Annotated in this window: 17 protein-coding genes; 16 read left to right on the top strand and 1 reads right to left on the bottom strand. The window is 33.9% G+C overall.

From position 1 onward, the window contains the following. Positions 1–97 precede the first annotated feature (97 nt). The 13 genes from AC13CQ_RS03960 (at position 98) to AC13CQ_RS03900 (ending at position 15,812) form a co-directional block, all read left to right on the top strand. Complete coding sequence (locus AC13CQ_RS03960) at positions 98–1,480, top strand: 3-keto-disaccharide hydrolase (RefSeq protein ID WP_474507076.1); 1,383 nt, start codon at positions 98–100, stop codon at positions 1,478–1,480. A gap of 10 nt (positions 1,481–1,490) precedes the next feature. After that, positions 1,491–2,831, top strand: coding sequence for a Gfo/Idh/MocA family protein (locus AC13CQ_RS03955; protein ID WP_008616197.1), 1,341 nt, complete (start codon positions 1,491–1,493; stop codon positions 2,829–2,831). A gap of 30 nt (positions 2,832–2,861) precedes the next feature. Further along, a complete protein-coding gene (locus AC13CQ_RS03950) occupies positions 2,862–3,194 on the top strand; it encodes a cupin domain-containing protein (protein ID WP_008616195.1) in 333 nt (110 codons plus the stop codon). Positions 3,195–3,205: 11 nt separating this feature from the next. Further along, positions 3,206–4,012: an SDR family oxidoreductase gene (locus AC13CQ_RS03945; RefSeq protein WP_008616193.1), complete on the top strand. Its 807-nt coding sequence runs from the start codon at positions 3,206–3,208 to the stop codon at positions 4,010–4,012. Between the two features lie 168 nt (positions 4,013–4,180). Beyond that, positions 4,181–5,368, top strand: a complete 1,188-nt coding sequence (gene uxuA, locus AC13CQ_RS03940) for a mannonate dehydratase (RefSeq protein ID WP_008616184.1) — start codon at positions 4,181–4,183, stop codon at positions 5,366–5,368. Between the two features lie 558 nt (positions 5,369–5,926). Continuing rightward, positions 5,927–7,330, top strand: a complete 1,404-nt coding sequence (gene uxaC, locus AC13CQ_RS03935; protein ID WP_008616182.1) for a glucuronate isomerase — start codon at positions 5,927–5,929, stop codon at positions 7,328–7,330. Between the two features lie 125 nt (positions 7,331–7,455). After that, the gene (locus AC13CQ_RS03930) at positions 7,456–8,466 is read left to right on the top strand and encodes a sugar kinase (RefSeq protein ID WP_008616175.1); all 1,011 of its coding nucleotides are present in this window, start codon (positions 7,456–7,458) and stop codon (positions 8,464–8,466) included. Positions 8,467–8,621: 155 nt separating this feature from the next. Next, positions 8,622–9,287: a bifunctional 4-hydroxy-2-oxoglutarate aldolase/2-dehydro-3-deoxy-phosphogluconate aldolase gene (locus AC13CQ_RS03925; protein ID WP_008616174.1), complete on the top strand. Its 666-nt coding sequence runs from the start codon at positions 8,622–8,624 to the stop codon at positions 9,285–9,287. A 228-nt stretch (positions 9,288–9,515) separates the two neighbouring features. Further along, a complete protein-coding gene (locus AC13CQ_RS03920) occupies positions 9,516–10,496 on the top strand; it encodes a TRAP transporter substrate-binding protein (protein ID WP_008616173.1) in 981 nt (326 codons plus the stop codon). A gap of 1 nt (position 10,497) precedes the next feature. Further along, positions 10,498–10,956: a TRAP transporter small permease gene (locus AC13CQ_RS03915; RefSeq protein ID WP_008616171.1), complete on the top strand. Its 459-nt coding sequence runs from the start codon at positions 10,498–10,500 to the stop codon at positions 10,954–10,956. 5 nt (positions 10,957–10,961) lie between these two features. Further along, complete coding sequence (locus tag AC13CQ_RS03910; protein ID WP_008616169.1) at positions 10,962–12,257, top strand: TRAP transporter large permease; 1,296 nt, start codon at positions 10,962–10,964, stop codon at positions 12,255–12,257. A 460-nt stretch (positions 12,258–12,717) separates the two neighbouring features. Further along, positions 12,718–14,163, top strand: coding sequence for a tagaturonate reductase (locus AC13CQ_RS03905; RefSeq protein WP_008616154.1), 1,446 nt, complete (start codon positions 12,718–12,720; stop codon positions 14,161–14,163). A 35-nt stretch (positions 14,164–14,198) separates the two neighbouring features. Continuing rightward, positions 14,199–15,812 (top strand): UxaA family hydrolase, encoded by a 1,614-nt coding sequence (locus AC13CQ_RS03900; protein ID WP_008616152.1) that lies wholly within the window; start codon positions 14,199–14,201, stop codon positions 15,810–15,812. A gap of 296 nt (positions 15,813–16,108) precedes the next feature. On the opposite strand, the gene AC13CQ_RS03895 is transcribed toward AC13CQ_RS03900, so the two are convergent. Then, complete coding sequence (locus tag AC13CQ_RS03895; protein ID WP_008616150.1) at positions 16,109–17,125, bottom strand: LacI family DNA-binding transcriptional regulator; 1,017 nt, start codon at positions 17,123–17,125, stop codon at positions 16,109–16,111. Positions 17,126–17,464: 339 nt separating this feature from the next. Between AC13CQ_RS03895 and AC13CQ_RS03890 the strand changes: the two genes are divergently transcribed. The 3 genes from AC13CQ_RS03890 to AC13CQ_RS03880 all read left to right on the top strand — a co-directional run bounded on the left by AC13CQ_RS03890 (position 17,465) and on the right by AC13CQ_RS03880 (position 23,344). Beyond that, on the top strand, positions 17,465–20,569 hold the full coding sequence (locus AC13CQ_RS03890) for a SusC/RagA family TonB-linked outer membrane protein (RefSeq protein ID WP_008616148.1): 3,105 nt from the start codon (positions 17,465–17,467) through the stop codon (positions 20,567–20,569). 12 nt (positions 20,570–20,581) lie between these two features. Continuing rightward, complete coding sequence (locus tag AC13CQ_RS03885) at positions 20,582–22,195, top strand: RagB/SusD family nutrient uptake outer membrane protein (protein WP_008616146.1); 1,614 nt, start codon at positions 20,582–20,584, stop codon at positions 22,193–22,195. Between the two features lie 117 nt (positions 22,196–22,312). Further along, positions 22,313–23,344, top strand: coding sequence for a DUF4861 family protein (locus AC13CQ_RS03880; RefSeq protein WP_008616144.1), 1,032 nt, complete (start codon positions 22,313–22,315; stop codon positions 23,342–23,344). Positions 23,345–23,357: the final 13 nt, after the last annotated feature.

Raw genomic sequence — 23,357 nt, 5'->3', positions numbered from 1 at the left:
AAAACATGAAAATTTAATGAAACATCCATGATTAACAATAAAACTTACTATAATTTGGATGTTTCATTAAACCATTAAAAACAATAAATACAAACAAATGAAATTAAGAGTTAAAAATTACCAACTTTATGCCTTAGCTATTGGTCTTACCATTGGATTATCAAGCTGCCAAGAGAGCGCCCCAAAAGACAACACTCCTTGGACTCCATTGTTTAATGGAGAAAATCTAAATGGCTGGACTCAAAAAGGAGGGGAAGCTAAATACAGAGTCGAAGACGGAAAAGTTATTGGTAGTACAGTCCATAATACTCCAAACTCGTTTATGACTACCAATAAAATGTATGACGATTTTATATTAGAACTCGATTATAAAGTAGATTCTACTATGAATTCTGGAATTCAAATCCGCAGTAACAGCACTCCTCAATATCAAAACGGACGCGTACATGGGTATCAAATAGAAATTGATCCTTCAGATAGAGCATGGAGCGCTGGTATTTATGACGAAGGTAGACGTGGTTGGCTTTTCCCTATTGAAAATGATAAAAATGCACAACAAGCATTTAAACAAGGAGATTGGAATCATTACCGAATTGAAGCTATTGGAGATACTATAAAAACATGGATTAATGGAGTTCCGGCAGCACATTTAATTGACGGGAAAACACACTCCGGATTCATAGCATTACAAGTGCATTCCATTGGAAAAGATGCTAAAGAAGGTACAGAAATTATGTGGAAAAATGTAAATATTCTTACCGATAGTTTAAGTAAATACAGTACAAAAACTCCTGTAGAACCTGTAGTCACTAAAAATAATTTAACCATAGACGAAAAGAAAAATGGTTGGGAAATGCTTTGGGACGGAAAAACTTCTAATGGATGGAGAGGCGCAAAACTTGAAGAATTTCCAGATAAAGGTTGGGTTATTGAAAACGGTATCTTAACTATAATGGAAAGTGATGGAAAAGAATCTGCTGCAGCAGGAGATATTGTAACAAAAAAACTATATCAAGATTTTGAGCTTAAAGTAGATTTTAAACTTACAAAAGGAGCTAATAGCGGTATTAAATATTATGTTGATACTGAAATTAATAAAGGGCCAGGCTCCTCTATTGGTTTGGAATATCAAATTCTTGACGACGATAATCATCCAGATGCTAAATTAGGAAATCACGACGGAAGTAGAACTGTAGCTTCTTTGTATGATTTAATTCAGGCAGATCCAAACAAACCAATCCACCCTGTTGGAGAATGGAATACTGCTAGAATTGTTTCAAAAGACAATCATGTGGAGCATTGGTTAAACGGAGTAAAAGTGCTTGAATATGAAAGAGGAAGTAAAGAGTATCGTAAACTGGTTTCAGAAAGTAAATATAAAAAATGGAAGAAATTTGGAGAGCTTGAAAAAGGAAGTATTCTTTTACAAGATCATGGAAATCGTGTTTCATATAAAAATATTAAAATTAAATCCTTATAAACCCTAAATAATGACAACTAGAAGAAACTTTATAAAAAACACCGTATTAAGTAGTACTGCTATTGCTGTTGGAAGCTCTGTAATGGGAATGCCTGCAAGTAGTTACAGAAGAATTATTGGATCCAACGACCGCTTAAATGTTGCTATTGCAGGTTTAGGGAGAAGATTAGGCGCTTATTATGATCCGATTGCACAAAAAGAGAGTAATGTAAACTTGATGTATTTGTGTGACGTTATGGAAAGTCAGAGGCTTAGAGCTAAGGAGAATTTTTCTAAAATAATTGACTATACACCAAAACTAGAAAACGACATCCGAAAAGTTATTGACGATAAAAAAGTAGATGTCCTCATAAATGCAACACCAGACCATTGGCATGCACCAGGCTCCATAATGGCGTTAAAAGCTGGAAAAAATGTATATGTTGAAAAACCATGTAGCCATAATATGAATGAGAATGAACTTCTGGTAGAAGCTTCTAAAAAATTCAATAAAGTGGTACAAATGGGGAATCAGCAGCGCTCTTCTCCTCACACCATTGAAATTATTAAAGAAATTCATAATGGAGTTATAGGAAATCCATACAAAGCTGTTGCTTTCTATAACAATTCAAGAGGAGAAGTGCCTCTTCAAACAAAAGCTGCCATTCCACAAGGTTTAGATTGGGAATTATGGCAAGGACCAGCAGTGCATAGAGAATATACAGATAATACATGGGACTATAACTGGCATTGGTACGGATGGAATTACGGAACTGCAGAAACAGGAAATAATGCTACCCATGAGCTAGATGTTGCACGCTGGGCATTACAAGTAGATTTTCCAGAATATGCAGAAGTAGAGGCCGATAAAAGACATTTTGTAAACGACGGTTGGGAAATGTATGATACCATGGAGGCTACTTTTAAATTTTCTGACAATAAAGTTATTCAATGGGATGGTAAAAGTAGAAATGGATATAGCACCTATGGAGGTGGACGTGGAACTCTTATTTACGGAAGTGAAGGAACTGTTTATGTTGACCGTGAAAAATATATGTTAATGGATAGAAGTGGAAAATTAGTTAAAGAAGTTAATTCTAATTCTAATGAAGCTGGAACTGCTCTTGGAGGAGGCGGAAGCATGTCCACTATGCATGTGGTAAACTTCTTTGAAACCATCCGCGGAAAAGAAAAATTGAACGCTCCAATTGACGATGCTAGTATAAGTATGGCTATGGTACATTATGCTAATGTTGCTTATAGAATTGGAAAAGGTTTCAAGATAAACAATAAAAACGGCCGTATGCTCGACGAAAATGCCATGAAATTATGGGGTCGAGAGTATGAAAAAGGCTGGGAACCTACCTTATAATTAGAAATTGCACAAAAATAAAAATTGCTTATGAATGATTTTTTTATAACGAAAGAAAACACTTGGGAGGATGTAGACAAAGGGATTAGTAGACAGATAACCAATTATAATAAAGACTTAATGATGGTAAAAGTTAAGTTTGAAAAAGGAGCTATTGGATACAAACATCACCATATACACTCGCAAGCATCTTACGTAGCTTCAGGAAAATTTGAGGTTACTATAGATAATAACACCAAAACATTAGAAACCGGCGATACTTTCTTTGCCAACCCTAATTTAGTCCACGGTGTAGAATGTATAGAAGCAGGCGTTCTCATTGATGTTTTTAACCCTGTTCGTGAAGATTTTTTATCACAATAAATAATAAATAAATGGATCAACTCAAAAATAAAGTTGCTATAATAACTGGAGGGAATGGAGTTTTAGGAGGCGCAATAGCCAAAGGCCTTGCATTACAAAAAGTAAAAGTTGCAATTCTAGGAAGAACAGAAAAAACAGTTTTAGATAGCGTAAAAGAAATTAAAGAAAACGGTGGAGAAGCCATTGCGCTTATTGCAGATGTTTTAAACCAAAAAGAGTTAGAAATTGCTAAAACAAAAGTTCTTGATACTTGGGGAAGCATAGATATTTTGGTAAATGCTGCTGGTGGAAACCGAAAAGGAGCCACCATAGCGCCAGATGAAAACTTTTTTGATTTATCGTTGGAGGATTTTGACAAAGTAAACGATCTTAATTTTAAAGGAACTGTGCTTCCTAGTTTTGTTTTCGGTAAAATAATGGCAAACAATGGTAGAGGAAGTATTATTAATATTTCATCTATGGCAGCACAACAAGCTATTACCCGTGTGGTAGGTTACAGTGCAAGTAAAGCAGCTGTAGATAATTTTACAAAGTGGCTTGCTGTTGAAATGGCTTTAAAATATGGAGATAAAATTCGGGTAAATGCTATCGCTCCAGGCTTTTTTATTGGAGAACAAAACAGAGCCTTGCTTTTAAATACAGACGGAACTCTTACTCAACGCGGACAAACAATTGTTGCTCAAACTCCTATGAAACGCTTTGGAGAACCCGAAGAATTACAAGGAGTAACAAATTGGTTAGCTGGAGATAATTCTTCCTTTGTAACAGGTGTTGTAATTCCTATTGATGGCGGATTTAGCGCTTTTAGCGGAGTGTAATAAAGTTATTTTGAATGTTGAATGTTGAATTGTTGGGTTTGCATCTTTTTGAAGTCGCAAAACTGTTTTTTGCCAAATCGCTTATTCATTGAACTTTCAACACTAAACTTTAAACCTTCAACATTTAAACTTTTAACTTTTAACTTCTTAACTTTCAACTAACAATAAATGAATACCAAATTAGAACAGACATGGCGTTGGTATGGGCCAAAAGACCCAGTATCGCTATCAGACATAAAGCAAGCAGGGGCAACAGGCATTGTTTCTGCCTTACACCATATTCCCAATGGAGAAGTTTGGACTGTAGATGAAATAATGGCACACAAAAAAACAATTGAAGCTGCAGGTCTTTCTTGGTCTGTGGTAGAAAGTGTTCCTATTCATGAAAGTATAAAAACTCAAAGTGGAGATTATATAGAGTACATCAATAATTACAAGCAAACTATTACAAACCTAGGGGAATGTGGCATAGATACTGTTTGTTATAATTTCATGCCTGTTTTAGATTGGACCCGTACAGATTTGGATTATTTATTAGAAGATGGGGCTACGGCACTTCGGTTTGATAAAACAGCTTTTGCTGCCTTTGAACTTTTTTTATTGAAAAGACCAGACGCTGAAAAAGATTATACCGAAGCCGAAATTGCTGCTGCTAATTCCTGTATAAATAATTTAACTTCAGAAGAAAAAAAACTACTTGTTACTAATATTATTGCAGGACTTCCTGGTGCTGAAGAAGGATATTCACTGGAAGAATTTAATGAAATATTAGCAACTTATAAAGATATTGATGCTGAAAAACTAAAACAACATCTTTTCTTCTTTCTAGAAAATATAATTCCTTCCGCAGAAAAAGCAGGAGTTAATATGTGTATCCATCCAGACGACCCGCCCTACCCTATCCTTGGACTTCCAAGAGTGGTTAGTACAGAACAAGATATTTTAGCTATTTATAAAGCTGTTGACAGTAAGAATAACGGACTCACATTTTGTACCGGATCTTTTGGAGTTAGAGCGGATAATAATTTAGCTGAAATGATAAAAAATCTTGGAGATCGTATTCACTTTACTCATTTAAGAAGTACTAAAAGAGATGAGCAAGGGAATTTTCATGAAGCAAATCATCTAGAGGGAGATGTTGATATGTTTAGTGTAATGAAAGCATTGATTGCGCAACAACAACAAAGAATTTCTGAAGGAAGAAAAGATATTAGAATGCCTTTTCGACCAGATCACGGACATAAAATGTTAGACGATTTAAAGAAACACACAAACCCTGGTTATTCTGCTATTGGAAGACTCCGCGGCTTAGCAGAATTAAGAGGTTTAGAATTAGGAATAAGAAAAACCTCTTAATAGAGTTACTCAAAAAAATCAACTACCTCGAGGCAAGCCTACGAGGTATTCAAAAGGAAAAATATTTTAATCCATTTCGACGTAGAACCCTTCGGTAAACTCTGGACAGGCTTTGGGGAATAAAACCCTCAATGAGGGATTTAATACAAAGAATTATTTATAATTTATTAGCAATATCTCCTTTATAGAACATGATATTAACGAATAACAAAAATTTTGTCAAGGTTTTTTTAATAAAATACAATTTTTAAAAAAATAAATTTATATTTGTGCAATCGATTACACAAATACCTGTTCAAGGTAAAAATATGAATCAAGTTAAAATATAAAAACAAATTAATACAAAGCTAGTTTCTTAAGTAGTTAAGAATAATCATAACTCAGTAAACTCCCTTGGAGCATGCTTAGGAAGCATTAAAAGGAAGGGCTAAAAGTATTTCGACGCAATCCCTTCGGGAAACTCAGGACAGGCTTTGGAGCATTCAAATCTCGATTATCGAGTAACATAAAATAGCTATAAACTCTCTTATGAGAGATTAAAATGAAGATTAAAACATTATGAACACTACTAAATTTATAAACGATAATTTTTTACTTCGTAACAAATATGCAGAAGAGCTTTATCATAACCATGCGAGTAAAATGCCAATTATTGATTACCATTGCCATTTATCTCCAAAAGATATAGCAGAAAATAGAGTTTTTGAAAATATTACGAAAGCATGGCTTGATGGCGACCATTACAAATGGAGAGCAATGAGAACCTTAGGTATTAATGAAAAATACATTACTGGAAATGCTTCCGATGAAGAAAAATTCCAACAATGGGCAAAAACTGTACCTTATACACTTCGTAACCCCCTATTCCATTGGACTCAATTAGAACTTGCTCGTTATTTTGATGTGTATGAGCTTTTAAATGAGAAAAATGCCAAGGAAATTTATAAAATCACTTCTGATAAATTAAATTCATCAGACTATAGTTGTCAACAATTACTTTCTAAAATGAATGTAAAAGTTGTTTGTACTACTGAAGATCCTATTGATACTCTAGAGCATCATCAGCAATTAGCAAAAAGTAATTTCGATACGCATATAAGCACTTCTTTTCGTCCAGATAAAGCTATCATGATTGGAAATGATGGTTTTATTGAATATTTAGGTAAGTTAGAAAAGGCTGCAGATATTAGTATTACGTCTTATCAAGATTTATTGGACGCTCTTGTAAAAAGAGTTCAGTATTTTAATGAGAATGGATGTAAAGTTTCCGACCACGGATTAAATAGCATTCCATTTGCTCCTTATTCTGAAGCTGAAGTAGATCAAATTTTAAAGAAACGTCTTAAAAATGAACAACTTTCATTCCTAGAAATAGAAAAATTTGAAAGTGCTGTTTTACAATTTTTAGCAGAACAATACCATTCGCTCGGTTGGATTCAACAATTCCACTTAGGAGCACTTAGAAATAATAACACCAGAATGTTAGCTAAATTAGGTCCTGACACAGGATGGGATTCTATTTCTGACTATCCACAAGCAGAGAAATTATCTAAATTTTTAAATAGTCTTGACGGAAAAGATAAACTTTCTAAAACTATTATCTACAATCTAAACCCTGCCGATAATGAGGTTATGGCAACTATGATTGGTAATTTCAATGATGGTTCTGTAAAAGGAAAAGTACAGTTTGGTTCTGGATGGTGGTTTCTAGATCAAAAAGACGGAATGACAAAACAAATGAATGCTTTGTCAAACATGGGACTTATAAGTTGCTTTATTGGAATGCTTACAGATTCTAGGAGTTTCTTATCTTACCCACGACACGAATATTTTAGAAGAATTTTGTGTAACCTCTTAGGAGAAGAAATTGAAAACGGTGAGCTTCCAAACGACATGGAATGGATTGGAAAAATTGTTGAAGATATTTCTTACAATAATGCTCAGGAATATTTTGATTTTTAAAAATAAATAACCTCGTTACAAAGTCCGCTGTGGATTTAAACGAAACAACATTAACCTACTTCGACATGAGTTGGAGATAAAAACCCTTTTTTGAGGGATTAAACAAAAAACTAAAACTTTAAATATTGAAAAAAGTAGTAGCCTTAGGAGAAGTTTTATTAAGATTATCAACCAAAGATCATCTTAAATTTTCGCAAGCGATAGAAATGAATGCCGATTATGGCGGAAGTGAATTAAATGTGCTTACGGGTCTGTCTAATTTTGGGATGAAGTCTGAAATGATTACGCGTCTCCCCGCAAACGATATAGCAGAAACTGCACTGATGCAAATGCGTAAATATAATGTTGGTACCAATTTTATCGCAAAAGGTGGCGACCGACTAGGACTTTATTTTCTAGAAAAAGGAGCCTCTGTACGAGGGAGTAAAATTATATACGACCGCGCTTATTCTTCTTTTGCACACATAGAAAAGGGAATGATTGATTGGAAAGCTGCTTTTAAAGACGCTACTTGGTTTCATTGGTCTGGTATTACGCCTGGCGTATCTCAAGGAGCTGCAGATGTTTGTATGGAAGCCATTGAAGTAGCTTCAGAGATGGGACTTACTATTTCTACAGATTTTAACTACCGTGCCAATCTTTGGAATTATGGGAAAACTCCTGGAGAAGTTATGGAAAAAATGGTTGCTAAATGTCAGGTTATTCTAGCAGGAGATTATGCTTCCAAACAATATTTTGATATTGATCCAGAGGGGGCTACAGAAAAAGAGCTCCAACAATCGCTTTGCGAAAAACTAAAAGAACGTTTTCCTTCATCAGAAAAAATAATTATTACCAACCGAAAAAATATAAGTGCTATGCACAACACATGGTCTGCTGTTTTATATGATGGAAAAAATCTTTTAGAGTCGGAATCTTATAATATTACCGATATTGTTGATAGAATTGGTGCTGGAGATAGTTTTATGGGAGCTTTGATATATGGTCTCAATTATTATGAAGATCAGAAAGCATTAGATTTTGCAGTAGCAGCTTCTTGTTTAAAACATACTATTTATGGAGATGCAAACTTGGTTTCAAAAGAAGATGTAGAAGATTTAATGGGAGGGAATGTTTCTGGAAGAGTGAAAAGGTAATTTTATTTTAAAATATACAGATGAAACCCTCATAGAGGAATTTATAATACCTCCACAAAAGGAGCTGAACAAATCAAAGGCTTTTAAAGGGTATTGACTTGTTACTTAATTATATAATGACATAAAAATCAATCGTTTAACTTAAATTTATTCATGTGAAAACATATACAAGAATAGAAGTGGCAACTAAAATGAAAGAAACTGGTTTAGTACCACTTTTCTATCATGAAGATGTAGCTATTGTAAAACAAGTTGTAAAAGCTTGTTATGATGGAGGTGCCCGCTTATTTGAGTTTACTGCTAGAGGAGCTTTTGCCCATGAAGTATTTTCAGAATTAATTAAATTTTGTGCTAAAGAATGTCCAGATTTAATTCTCGGTGTAGGTTCTGTAACAGATGCGGCAGCCGCTTCTTTATATATGCAAATGGGCGCTCAATTTATTGTAACCCCGGTACTTAGAGAAGATATTGCCCTTGTGTGCAATCGTAGAAAAGTATTATGGTCGCCAGGTTGTGCTACCCTTACAGAAATTGCAAAAGCAGAAGAACTTGGTTGTGAAGTAGTAAAATTATTCCCTGGTGGAATTTACGGACCAAAATTTGTTAAAGCAATAAAAGGCCCTTGTCCATGGACAAGCATTATGCCTACAGGTGGTGTTTCTCCAACTAAGGAAAACCTTAGTGAGTGGTTTAAAGCAGGCGTAACCTGTGTAGGAATGGGATCTCAACTTATTTCAAAGGAAATTATAGCAAATAAAGATTATAACCTTTTAAAAGAAACAGTAGCAAATGCCCTACAAATTATAAAAAAACTTAAATAAACGCTCTTTTGGTAAGTCCATAAGGGATTAAGAATAACCAACCAAAACTTAACATATTTTAAAAAAGAGCTTTAGTAAACTACCTCGGGGCAAGCCCTTGAGGCAAGTTCTCGAGGTATACAAACACAACAACCTTAATTCATTTCGATGCAGAGCCCTTCGACAAACTCAGGGCATGCTTCGGAGAATTAAGCCCTCTGTGAGGGATTAAAATATAATTAATAATACATGAAAGCTACCTTAAAAATCTCCCTAACACTGCTTACTTTTTTGATTTGCATTTCTTGCAATCAAATTAGTTCTCACAAAACCATTAAGCTAGCGCATGGTTTGGATGTAAACCATTCCGTACACAAAGCGATGCTCCAAATGGGAAAAGACTTAGAAGAAATTTCTGGCGGAAAAATGAATATCAAGATTTATCCCAATCAGCAATTAGGTTCTGAACGAGAATGTTTAGAACTTCTGCAAATTGGTAGTTTAGATATGACAAAAGTTTCTGTTGGAGTTTTAGAAAATTTTGCTCCTAAAATGAAGGTTTTAGGACTTCCATTTCTATTTAAAAGCAAACAACATTCTTTCAATGTTTTGGATGGTCCAATTGGAAAATCGCTCCTTAATGAAGGAACTCAATTTTGGCTCAAAGGCCTTTGTTATTACGATGCTGGAAGTCGTAGTTTCTACACTAAAGAAAGACCCGTAAATTCTCCTTCAGATTTAGAAGGAATGAAAATTCGAGTTATGGAAAGCGCAACTGCTATGAATATGGTTCGTAGTTTAGGAGGCTCACCTACTCCAATTTCATGGGGAGAATTATACACATCATTACAACAAGGCGTTGTAGATGGAGCAGAAAACAATCCTCCAAGCTTCTATTTATCAAAACATTACGAAGTGTGTAAATACTATTCTTTGGACGAGCATACTGTATTACCAGATGTTTTGGTAGTAGGAACCCATTTATGGAATAGTTTGAATGAACAAGAACAAGAATGGCTTCAAGAAGCAGCCGATAGATCTGTTGTAAATCAGCGTAAACTATGGGCTAAGTCGGAGAAAGAAGCTTTGGAAGCTGTGCAAAAAGAAGGCGTTGAAGTAATCTATCCTGATAAAGAGCCATTTGCAGAAGAAGTTCAAAGTATATATGACGCATATAAAAGCAATAAAGAAATGTATTCCCTAATCCAAGAAATTAGAAACACTAAATAAAATGAATTTTAGAAAGAAAGTAGACTTCGTTTTAAGTAGAGCATTAGTTTTTATAATGAGCCTGATGGTAATTAATGTTTTATGGCAAGTTTTCACACGCTATGTTACTGGTACTCCTAGCTCTTTTACAGACGAATTGGCACGATACTTAATGATTTGGGTTGGTATTTTAGGAGCAGCTTATGTATCTGGAAGAAATATGCATGTTGCCATTGATGTACTTCCTTCAAAATCTAGCGCAAAAACTCAAAAGAAATTAGCAGTAATTGTGAATGCACTCATCATTATATTTTCATTATTAGCTTTTGTTATCGGAGGTATCCGACTTGTATATATCAGCTACATTTTGGGTCAGCATTCTCCTGCTTTAAATATGCCGCTCTTTGCAGTATATCTAGTTATTCCTATTAGCGGATTGCTTATTATTTATTACAAAACCTCAGATATTTTAAAGAAATAATTATTATGGAATATATCCCAGTTCTCGTATTAGTCATAAGTTTTATATGCCTTTTAGCAATTGGTACTCCAGTTGCTTGGAGTATTACCATTTCATCCTTATTAACCATGCTGGTAACCATTCCAGCTATGCCAGCTTTTACCACTGTTTCGCAACGAATGGCTACTGGTCTCGATAGCTTTGCTCTCCTTGCCATTCCGTTTTTTGTCCTCTCTGGAGAGCTCATGAATAAAGGAGGAATAGCCCATCGACTCATTGCATTTGCTAAAACATTGGTAGGATCATTTCCTGGCGGACTAGCATTAATAAATGTAATTGCTGCAATGCTAATGGGAGCTATTGCTGGTTCTGCAATGGCATCTGCATCTGCTATGGGAAGTATTTTAGGACCTGAAATGGAAAAAGAAGGCTATTCAAAAGAATTTGGAGTAGCAGTAAATATTACCTCGGCAACAACTGGACTAATAATCCCTCCAAGTAATGTGCTTATTGTTTACTCGCTAGCTAGTGGTGGAGTTTCTATTGCCGCCCTATTTTTAGCAGGATACATTCCTGGTATTTTAACAGGTTTATTCTTAATGATAGTAGCCGCTATTTGGGCAAAAAAGAAAAAATATAATGTAGGAAAGAGAAGTACATTAAAACAAGTTTTTAGCACTTTTATAGATGCTGTTCCTAGCTTGCTTTTGTTAGTTATAGTTATTGGAGGTATTGTAATTGGAATTTTTACAGCTACAGAAGCTTCTGCAATTGCTGTTTTATACACCCTTATTCTAGGATTTATATACAGAGAGATTTCCTTTAAAAACCTCCCCGAAGTATTGCTTAATTCTGCTTCAACCACAGCTATTGTAATGCTTTTAATTGGCGCTTCTATGAGTATGTCTTGGGTAATGTCTTATGAGAATATTCCTCAAAATATAAGTAGCTTGCTTTTAGGATTAAGCGACAATCCTATTGTTATCTTATTAATTATAAATCTACTCTTACTTTTTGTAGGAATCTTTATGGATATGACGCCAGCAGTGCTCATCTTTACGCCTATCTTTTTACCTGTAGTAACTAAGCTTGGAATGGATCCAGTTCAATTCGGAATTATTATGGTTCTTAATTTATGTATTGGACTTTGTACCCCACCCGTTGGCTCAGTCCTCTTTGTAGGAGTTGGAGTAGCCAAAACGAGTATTCAAAAAGTAATAAAACCATTAATCCCTCTATTTCTAGCTATGATATTCGCCTTATTTTTGGTGACATATTTTCCACAACTTACATTGTGGTTACCTAGTTTGTTTGGGTTTTAATATATACTCTTGAAATTTATATAGTTTTTTTATAGCTATCTAAAAAGTAATTTATAGTTGTCAAAACAGAGCTTGTCAAAGTAGTGTCAAACTGAGCTTGTCAAAATAGTTGTCAAACTGAGCTTGTCGAAGTTTCTCTTAATGTTAGAAACTTCGACAAGCTCAGAACAACACTTACAGTTTAGGTACTTTTAAAAAAACTCTTATATAAAAACTTTGAAAATAAAAAAATAAGGTTCTTACCTTTTTTTTAAAATCGAATGTAATCGATTACCTTTGTTTCAGTGTTGTTTAAAATCAACTACCTCCGGACAAGCCCACAAGGTATTCAAAGGAAACAAATTTAATTAATTTCGACGCAGAGGGTCGGGAATCAGACCCACTATGAGGGATTAAAGGTTTAAGATTTTAGAACAAAAGAAGAACGTATGCTAAATCCGTTAAGAAAACACAATAAAAAATGAAAAATCTAAACAGAGAAAATACAAATTTGAAAGATACTCCCCCTATAAAAATTATACAATTTGGAGAGGGAAACTTTTTAAGAGCTTTTGTAGATTATGCAATCCAAGCGCTTAATAACTCGGCCAATTTTAATGCGGGAGTAGCTGTTGTACAACCTATAGACAGAGGTTTAATCTCACTTTTAAATGATCAAGATGGTCTTTATACATTATTCATGAAAGGAATATATAAAGGCGAAGAAATACAAGAAAAAGAACTTATTAGCAGTATTGTAAAAGGAATTAATCCTTATTCTGATTATGACCAATACAAAGCATTGGCCAAAGAAGAAGAACTCTCTTTTATTATCTCTAATACTACAGAAGCTGGAATTTCTTACAACGAGACTGACACGCCAAATATGCAGCCTCCCTCCTCATTTCCTGCTAAATTAACCATTCTTTTATATGAAAGATATAAGCATTTTAATGGTGCTTCTGATAAAGGATTAACAATCATTCCATGTGAATTGATTAATTACAACGCAGATAATTTAAAGAAAATCATCTTAAAGTATTGTGGTGATTGGAAACTTGAAGACGGCTTTAAAGACTGGTTATTAAACAGTAATAGTTTCCATAACACCTTGGTAGACCGTATCGTTCCTGGTTATCCAAAAGATGAAATTGAAGATTATAACCAACAGCTATCTTACAAAGACAACCTCATTGTTACCGCAGAAAAATTCTTTTTATGGGTTATAGAAGGGAATGATGAGTTGAGAGCAAAACTTCCATTTGATAAAACAGATTTGAATGTTTTAGTGGTTAAAGATATGCAACCTTATCGTACACGTAAAGTTAGAATTTTAAATGGTGCACATACGGTTATGGTTCCATTTTCTCTTCTCTACGGAAATGAAACGGTAAAAGAAACTATTGATACAGATTTTACAGGAAACTTTGTTAAAGACACTGTTTTTAACGAAATTATTCAAACGCTAGAACTCGACAAACAAGAATTAGAAACTTTTGCAAATGAAGTTTTTGATAGGTTTAGAAATCCGTTTATAAAACATCAACTCTCTAGTATTGCTTTAAATTCTGTTTCTAAATTTAAAGTTCGAGTGCTGCCTAGTTTATTAGAATACCAAAAAGGAAATAAGACATTACCGCTACATTTAACTTATGCTTTTGCTTGTTTAATACGGTTTTATAAAGGGAGTTGGAACGGAGTTTCGTTACCTGTTCAAGATGACGAAGCTATTGTTGCTACATTTAAAAAAGCATGGGAATTGAACGATTATGCTGAAACAGCAAGTACAATTCTTTCCAATGCATCCTTTTGGGACGAAGACCTTACCCAAATAGAAGGACTAACAACAGCTATTACTCTTGCTTTAGAAAAAATTGATACGAATGGTGTAGAACAAGGATTCAAAAATTTTAAAGCTGAAATTTAAAACCAATTTCGGTTTAAAATACTAAATTGTTTATTATGGAAAAAGAATTAATAAAAGTACATCCTGAAGATAATGTTGCGGTTGCTTTAAAAAATTTAAAAAGTAATACTACCGTTTCATTTGAAGGGGAAGATATTGTTTTAACTACGGATGTAAAAGCCAAACATAAAATTGCACTTACAACACTACATAAAGACGAAAAAATCTATATGTATGGAGTTCTTGTAGGAAGCGCAAGCGAAACAATTGAAAAAGGCGCTGTTATTACAACAGAAAATGTAAAACATAAAACAGAAAAAGTTACTGGTAAAACAGAAACTGTAAACTGGAATATTCCAGATGTAACTAAATGGAAAGACAGAACTTTTAATGGCTACCACAGAGAAGATGGACAAATAGGAACCCGTAATGTTTGGTTATTTTTTCCACTTGTATTCTGTGAAAACAGAAATATTGAAGTTCTAAAAGAAGTTTTCGAAAAGGAACTTTTAAATGAAGATGTAAACAAACATCGTTTATTATTAAGATCTCTTGTTAATCGGGATGGAACAACCGACAATTCAGATATTACTGGAGATACAGTTCCTGTTTTTGATAATATCGATGTAAAATTTATAACCCATCAAGGAGGCTGTGGAGGGATTCGTCAAGATTCAGAAAGTTTATCACAACTTTTGGCTGGTTACGTAAATAACCCCAATGTTGCTGGAGCAACTGTCTTGAGTTTAGGGTGTCAGAATCTACAAATCCAAATTTTAAAAGACGCTTTAAATAAAGTAGCTCCTAACCTAAATAAGCCTGTTTTAATCTACGAGCAGCAGAAAATGGGTACGGTTGAAGAAATGCTTAATACAATTATTAAGGACTCTTTTGCTGAAATAAAAAAGGCAAACCAAATAAAAAGAAAGCCTGCACCACTTTCAAAATTAAAAATTGGATTAGAATGTGGAGGTTCCGATGGATTTTCAGGAATTTCTGCCAACCCTACTTTAGGACAAGTTTCAGATATTATTACTGCATTAAAAGGGACAGCAATCCTTTCTGAATTCCCCGAGTTATGTGGGGTAGAGCAAGAACTTGTTAACCGTTGTGTAGACGAAAAGCAAAGTAGTAGATTTCTTCAATTAATGCAAGATTTTGAAAAATCTGTAGTAGATGCAGGCTCAGGATTTGATATGAATCCTTCTCCTGGAAATATTAAAGACGGACTTATTACCGATGCAATGAAATCTGCTGGGGCAGCAAAAAAAGGAGGCACATCCCCTATAGTAGAAATTTTAGATTACGGGGAATATGTAACTAAATCGGGGCTCAATCTTTTATGTACTCCCGGAAACGACGTGGAAAGTACCACTGCAATGGCTGGTTCTGGTGCCAATATTATATTGTTCACTACTGGTTTAGGTACTCCAACTGGAAATCCTATTACCCCAGTTATTAAAGTAGCTTCAAATAGTGAACTAGCTCTAAAAATGCCAGATATTATTGATATTGATACAGGTGCAATTATCCGCGGAGAAAAATCAATTGAAGAAATGGCCGATGTTCTAATGGAATATATTGTAGACATTGCTAGTGGGAAGAAAACCAAAGCTATGGAATTAAATCAAAACGATTTTATTCCTTGGAAACGAGGTGTTTCTCTTTAATTACAGTAATATTCTAACATTCTTTGTTTTAAGATTTTTTAAATTTTAGCCACAAATTCACGGATATATGATACTTCCCCTCCCTTCAGGAGATTGTTATTAAACGTAGGAAATAAAAATATATTTGTGAATTTAGTGGTAAACCTACATTAAATCTGTTAGAAATAGCTCTACCCCCTAGAATGGTTTAGATAACAACCATGAAACATTAGAAAACTAAAAATAGGTCGAAACCTATCTTCAGTATATTCAAGATAAACTTAAGTTTATTATAATCTCGTTGAGTAAATAAAATATTATTTTTTTGTAGAAGTAGCTCTAATTTTTAAATTGGGAGCTAAAACTACCTTCTTTTCAATTTTAACATTCGATTCTTTTACCTGCTCTAAAAATACCTTTGCCGACATTTTCCCCATTTCAACCGGTAATTGGTCTACAGTACTCATAGAAAGCTCCATAAACTTAGTAAAAGGCTCATTACTAAAACCTATCACACAAAAATCGTCTGGGATTTTAACTCCCATTTTTTTTAATTGCTGAATTGCGCCAAGTGCCACATAATCACTTGAGGAAAATATTGCATCAGGGGGAGTTTCTAAAGTCATCAATTTCTCAACCGATTTATGACCCGCTTTAATATCACTCTTCGTTTTAATAACATAATCTTTATTAAATGTTATTCCGTTATCCAGCAATGCCTGTTTATATCCTTTATATCTATTTTTATAAATCTCTAAAGCCCAGTCTCCAGAAAGGTGTGCTATTTTACTACACCCCTGCTCTATAAGATGTTTAGTAGCATTGTAACCCGCTTGATAATCGTCTATAGTAACCGTACTAACTCCCTTAACATCTTTTTTTCTATCAAAAAATACTAAAGGAACATTTTTATTTAAAACATGTTCAAAATGAGAGGTTTGTGTAGATAATTTAGAAACCGACATTAATATTCCGTCTACTTGCGCGTTTAAAAGTGCATTGATATTATCTATCTCGGCACTCTCTTGTTCATGCGTTTGGCAAATAATAACATGATAGCCCAATGGATATAACTCTTCTTCTATCCCTCTAATAATAGCAGAAAAGAAATTCCTATCAATATAAGGAACCACAACACCTACATTATTACTCTTCCCACTTTTAAGGGCTAATGCTAATTTATTTTGCTTATAATTCATTTTAGCAGCAGTTTCCATTACTAGTTTCCTAGTAGCTGCGCTAATTTTAGGATTATTATTTAATGCTCTTGATACTGTTGCTGCTGTTACATTTAACGCTTTGGCAATATCATAAATGGTAGTTTTCTCGTTCATTAAACTTTTCTTGGCTGTTGAATATTCTACAAATGTAACTAATTTAAAAAAACCTAAATTTCAAAGTGTTATCGATTACAATAACACTACTTTTCTTCAGATTGAATCCTAAAACCTATTGCAAAATAGTAAAAAATACTATAAACCTATTAAAAATTACGGAAAACAGTACTATTATGTTAAAATTCCTATGCTTAAATTGTCAATTTGGTATTTTTTTATATTAAAAATTTGTTTTTTAATAGTTATTGTTTAGATTCGTGCAATCGATTACAAAAATTAATTTTTAATGATTAAAAGTCAACTAACTGTATTTAAGAATTCAATCTAACAATTATTATGAAAACCAAACTATTGTTTAAAACAAAAAATTATTACTTGCTTTCAGTATTATTTATTTGCTGTTTTGCATTTAGTAACTTTAGTTACGGACAACAAAACACTACAATAACAGGTGTTATTACTGAAGCGGAAACTAGCACTCCGCTACCCGGTGTAAATGTTGTTGAAAAAAATACTTCAAACGGAACTACAACAGATTTTGATGGGAACTTTACTTTAAATGTAGCTTCACCAGATGCTGTATTAGTAATTACTTATATAGGTTTTAAGACTCAAGAGTATAGTCTTAATGGAACTTCCAATATAAATATTACTTTAGAACCAGATACGCAATCGTTAGATGAGGTTGTTGTTATTGGTTATGGAACTCAGAAAAAATCTGATTTAACAGGAGCTGTTGGGAGTTTAGATTCTGAATCGCTTACCGAGAGAAGCATGAATAATCCATTGGAAGCATTGCAAGGAAATGTTCCTGGGGTACAAATATCTCCATCTACAGGACGTATTGGAGATGGTTTTGACATTACCATTAGAGGTAAAAACTCTTTAAGCGGAAATACAAATCCGTTATTTGTTGTAGATGGAGTTCCTACAGACAATATAGATTTCTTAAACCCACAAGATATCCAAAGAATGGATATTTTAAAAGATGCATCTTCTACTGCTATTTATGGTTCTAGAGGATCCAATGGTGTTGTTATTGTAACTACAAAAAGTGGTGCAAATGCACCCTCAAATTTTACTGTAACCTTAGATAGTTATATGGGAGTAAAAGATGTTGCAAGACTTCCTGAAATGATGGGTGGGCAAAAATGGTGGTATTATCATCAATCGGCTTACCTAGCAACTGCAAGTAATGGTCCTAACGGATATGTTACCCCTGAGACATTATACGATGCAGTTATTGGAGACGCTAATTCTGAATTAGAAAGAAGAGCTTTAAACAATGAAACCTTTGATTGGTATGACGCTGTATTAAAAACAGGAATTCAACAAAACAATTATGTAAATGTTTCTGGAAGAACAGACGATGGGATGGGATATAACTTAGGAATAGGTGCCCAAAAGGAAACTGGAAATATTCAAAATGAAGAATTAAAAAAGTATACTTTTAAATCTGGATTGGATAAAAAAATAAACGATAAATTTTCAATTGGAGCAAATTTCACTGTCGCTTTAACAGAACAACAAGATGGTAGTGATAATGCCATGCAACAAGCTTTTAGGTTAAATCCATTCTTAGATCCTTATGGCTTGAACGATAATGAATTATTTCCATTACCAGGGAAACTTACCGATGCAAATGGAGATTTTGTTATTAACAAAACAAGTACCTATAATCCACTTTTAGAAATTGCAAACACTACTAATGAAACCAGAAGATGGACAGGGGTTGGAAATGTATACTTTCAGTATAATATTTTAGATTGGTTATCTTTTAAAACTACCTACTCTGCTGGATATTCTAGCTATAGAAACGGGCAAGCCTGGGGTGCTATGACTAGTGTTGGTGTAGATAATAATGACCTCCCTTCAGCAGAAATGAGTAAAGGAGAAAACTTCAATGGAACTTGGGATAATCAATTTAATATTGATTACACTTTCAATGATGCACATACTTTTAACTTCCTTGCATTACAAAGTTTGTATTACAGTAGAACCGAAACTTCTTTCCAAAGTTCTAGAAATATGCCTTTCGACACTGGTTTCTACAATATTGGCTCTGGAGAACAGGGTACATTTAACCTAGGTTCTAATTATTCAAAGCAGACACTTAGCTCTTATGCGTTACGTCTAAACTATTCTTATAAAGATAAGTATTTACTTACGCTTTCTAACAGATGGGATGGTTCTTCCCTCCTATCTCAAGATAAACAATGGGACACTTTCCCTTCTGCAGCTATTGGTTGGAGAGTTAGTGAAGAAGGTTTCTTAAAAGAATCTAATACCGTTTCTAATTTAAAATTAAGAGCTAGTTACGGTTATACTGGAAACAATAATGTTTCTCCTTATTCTACACAAAACAGTTTAGACAGACAATTATACTACGATTTTAACGGAACTTCTGCCAATGGATGGCTTCCTAGCGCTTTAGCTAATAAATCTTTAGGATGGGAAAAAACACGTGAAATGAACTTTGGTATTGACTACGGATTCTTTAACAACCGATTAAATGGTAGTGTTGATGTTTATGACAGATTATCTGATGATTTAATTCTTGAACAAAGACTTCCAATCGAGTCTGGCTGGTCTTCTATCAATGCAAACGTAGCTTCTGTAAAAAATACAGGAGTTGAGGCAAGTTTAACAGGAATACTTATTAATAACCAAAAAGTTACTTGGTCTACCACACTTACCTTCACTAAAAACAATAATTCTATTGAAGAATTATATGGACAAGATGAAGTTGATGATGTTGGAAACGGATGGTTTATTGGGGAAGATATTGATGCTATTTATAATTATGACTTTGACGGGATCTGGCAAGGAGATGAAGTTGCAGAAGCTACATCGTACAACCAAACAGAAGGTCAGGCTAAAGTTAGAGATATTAATAATGATGGTGTAATTGACCCCGCAGACGACCGTATTATTTTAGGAACTCCAAATCCTGATTGGTCAGGAAGTTTATTTACCAAATTAACCGTTGGAAATATCGATTTATCTGCTTCGCTTATTACCAACCAAGGAGTGTATGTTTATAGTCCTTTTCACGCAAATTTTACAAATACAGAAGATCGTGGGCGTCAAAAGTTAGATATCGATTGGTATGTGCCAGAAAATCAAGCTGGTGTTCCTGCTCAAGCTTCAAACAACTATCCACAACCACGTAATATGGGGACATTTTGGAGAAATGATGGCGTAGGGTATTACAGAGATGCTTCTTTTGTTAAAGTGAAAAACATTTCTTTAGGATACACTTTTGGTCAGAATATAATTGAAAAACTAAATATTAAACATTTTAGAATCTACGCAAATGTTTTAAATCCATTTGTATTTACAGATTATGATGGATACGATCCTGAATGGGCTGGAGCTGGTTTAGGAGTAGGACGAGTAAGTAATATTACGTATCAATTAGGAATCAATTTAAAATTTTAATCAATCATGAAAATGAAAAACATATTATTCGGTTTAGCTATTCTAAGCATCACATTATTTTCATGTGATGATTACTTAGAAGAAGATAATCTATCAAATGTAACTGCAGAAAGTTTTTATAATACTGCGGAAGGGTTTGAAACACTTGTAAATGCAAACTATGCACAATTAAAAGATATATATGGTGGTGATGCTTGGTTATTTGCTGCTGGTACAGATTTATATGCGGAAGGGCGTGACCAAGAACCGCCTGGATTAAGTCAATATACACAACTTACTCCTTCTTCTCAAGGAGTTGGGCAATTGTACAGCACTTGCTATAAAGCTATCCAAAGTGCAAATATGGCAATTTATTATAGTGATCTAACAGAACAAACTTCAGACCTTAGTAAGAGAATTGGAGAAGTTAAATATTTAAGAGCCAATGCTTATTTCTTATTAGTTCAAACTTATGGTGGTGTTGGTTTAGTAACAGACTATATTGATAGTCCTGTGCTAACATTCGACAGAAATTCTGCTGAAGAAGTGTACGCTTTTATTATTTCAGAACTAGAACAATCTCTATCTCTTGTTGATGGAAGTTCTTACAACGGAAGAGTAAACAAAAGAGCTGTACAACACTTATTAGCTAAAGTACACTTAACAAGAGCTTATGAAAGTTTTGCCGCTTCAGACGATTTTAGTAAAGCTGCTAGTTATGCAGATGATGCTATAAACGGACAAGCATTATCTATTCCTTTTGAAGAATTGTGGAGACCTGGAAATGAAATGAATGCTGAAACTATTTTTTCTGTACAGTTTAGTGAAGCAGCCAACAGTACTAATCCTACAGGATTAGGAAGTAAGCAACACTACTATTTTAGTTCTTATTTAGGCGGTTCTGAAGTTGCTGGAGACGCTCCATACCGCTCTTATACCCTATGCCCTACTGCATTTGCTGTAGGTTTATTTGAAGAAGGAGATGAGCGTTGGGAAGGAACTTTTATGACAGAGGTTTTTAATAGATATTATGACTATTTTGATGTTGATGACCATAGTGGCTTAACTGTTGCAGAATATTACGCCCCTAAATGGGCTAGCTCTGATGCAGATTTAGCTGCCTATGCAGCAGCAAATCCAGAAGCTACTATTCATCCATATGGAGAGTATGTACCTTCTCAAAATAGAAACTTTGATTACGAAACTATCCCAGTTAAAAAGTTTGACGATCCTAAAGCTCCATTTAGCAGTAATAGATCTAGTACGAGAGATCTTATTTTATCTAGACTAGCAGATACCTATTTAATTGCTGCGGAAGCTTATTTACAATCAAGTCCAGCAACTGCGCTGCAACGTCTTAATGCCGTAAGAGAAAGAGCTAATGCTACTCCTGCAACAGCAGCAGATTTAGATATTGATTATATTTTAGACGAAAGAGCTCGTGAACTTTTAGGAGAATACCACCGTTGGTTTGATCTTAAACGTACAGGGAAATTAGTAGAAAGAGCTTCTATGTATCATTATTTAATTAATGAAGGAAATTTTGCTGGCGCAAATGGAGAATTAAAAATATTAAGACCGATACCACAAGATGCTATTGACTTAAATCAAAATAAAGATTTTCCACAAAACCCTGCATACAATTAATCCACTTTAATAAAGCAACGAAGGTTGTAGTTAGCAATTATGAACTTGGTATCTTTAACGGTTATCAAGTTCATTTTTTTAAAAAATATCACTAATTAATCTTCAGAAAATAAAACTATGAAAGCAACTAAATTTATTATTCCGTTATGCTGTTTAACTCTTACTTTATCATGTAAAAAAGAAGTAGATAAAGAAAAAACAACCTCAGAAACTGTCATTGAAACATCTAAAGAAGATAAAATTACAGGCACATCTTATGCAGAAATTTCTATTGCTCAAGGTGGTAAATGGATAGATGGTTCTAGAAACCATAAAGAATATAGTAATGGAACTTCTTTTAAAAATGTTTCTGAACTAACTGTTCCTAAAGAACATACAGACCATTCTTGGTATATTAGATATGAAGGCCCAGGATGGGAAAGTAATAAAGTTGGTTATAGACTGTATTTAGATTGGAGAAATGCTATCGATATTTTTGGAAAAACTACAGAAGAAATTATTTTACCAAAAGTAGGGCAAGACAATTTTGATTCTTATCACGAAATGAACGATTGGGGAATGGATATCCTAAAAGCTGGGAAATCTATGGGGATTGGTTCTATTGGAAGGTATCTTGATGGAAAGGTTTTGCATTTTGAAAACGTAGATCAAACCAACGCAAAAATTGAGAATACAAATTCCTCTTCTTCTGTTAACATAGATTACAAAGGATGGAAAACTGGAAATGATAAAATTAACCTTCATTCAAAATTAACTATTACCCCCAACCATAGATATACAAAACATGATGTAACTCCCTCTAAAGCAATTGAAGGTATTGCCACAGGAATTGTAAAGTTTGACAACATTGAATTAACTAAAAAGACTTCAGAAAATAAAAAGTGGGCATATATTTCTACTTATGGGGAACAAACATTAGTTCCAGACAAATTGGGTATGGCTCTTTTTTACAAAACTGATGAGGTAGCACAAGCTGTAGAAGGAACAGATGATCATTTATTAGTATTTAAACCTACTACCAATACAATATCTTATTACTTTTTAGGTGCTTGGGAAAAAGAAAAAGACGGGATTACTAATAAAGAAGATTTTACAAATTATATAAACTCCCTATTAGAGCAGCTTAATAAAAATAACCAGTTAAATTAACTCTACCAAAACT

Source organism: Galbibacter sp. L-19, assembly GCF_056857615.1.
The sequence above is the reverse complement of the archived record's forward strand: the minus strand, read 5'-3'. Positions and strand labels throughout refer to the sequence as shown.

Bases quoted from the DNA above. Each gene is read 5' to 3' on its own strand.
- AC13CQ_RS03910 (WP_008616169.1), top strand. From the start codon at position 10,962: ATGGAATATATCCCAGTTCTCGTATTAGTCATAAGTTTTATATGCCTT.
- AC13CQ_RS03900 (WP_008616152.1), top strand. From the start codon at position 14,199: ATGGAAAAAGAATTAATAAAAGTACATCCTGAAGATAATGTTGCGGTT.
- AC13CQ_RS03885 (WP_008616146.1), top strand. From the start codon at position 20,582: ATGAAAAACATATTATTCGGTTTAGCTATTCTAAGCATCACATTATTT.
- uxuA (WP_008616184.1), top strand. From the start codon at position 4,181: ATGAATACCAAATTAGAACAGACATGGCGTTGGTATGGGCCAAAAGAC.
- AC13CQ_RS03880 (WP_008616144.1), top strand. From the start codon at position 22,313: ATGAAAGCAACTAAATTTATTATTCCGTTATGCTGTTTAACTCTTACT.
- AC13CQ_RS03950 (WP_008616195.1), top strand. From the start codon at position 2,862: ATGAATGATTTTTTTATAACGAAAGAAAACACTTGGGAGGATGTAGAC.
- AC13CQ_RS03955 (WP_008616197.1), top strand. From the start codon at position 1,491: ATGACAACTAGAAGAAACTTTATAAAAAACACCGTATTAAGTAGTACT.
- AC13CQ_RS03960 (WP_474507076.1), top strand. From the start codon at position 98: ATGAAATTAAGAGTTAAAAATTACCAACTTTATGCCTTAGCTATTGGT.
- AC13CQ_RS03905 (WP_008616154.1), top strand. From the start codon at position 12,718: ATGAAAAATCTAAACAGAGAAAATACAAATTTGAAAGATACTCCCCCT.
- AC13CQ_RS03945 (WP_008616193.1), top strand. From the start codon at position 3,206: ATGGATCAACTCAAAAATAAAGTTGCTATAATAACTGGAGGGAATGGA.
- AC13CQ_RS03915 (WP_008616171.1), top strand. From the start codon at position 10,498: ATGAATTTTAGAAAGAAAGTAGACTTCGTTTTAAGTAGAGCATTAGTT.
- AC13CQ_RS03895 (WP_008616150.1), bottom strand. From the start codon at position 17,125: ATGAACGAGAAAACTACCATTTATGATATTGCCAAAGCGTTAAATGTA.
- AC13CQ_RS03920 (WP_008616173.1), top strand. From the start codon at position 9,516: ATGAAAGCTACCTTAAAAATCTCCCTAACACTGCTTACTTTTTTGATT.
- AC13CQ_RS03890 (WP_008616148.1), top strand. From the start codon at position 17,465: ATGAAAACCAAACTATTGTTTAAAACAAAAAATTATTACTTGCTTTCA.
- uxaC (WP_008616182.1), top strand. From the start codon at position 5,927: ATGAACACTACTAAATTTATAAACGATAATTTTTTACTTCGTAACAAA.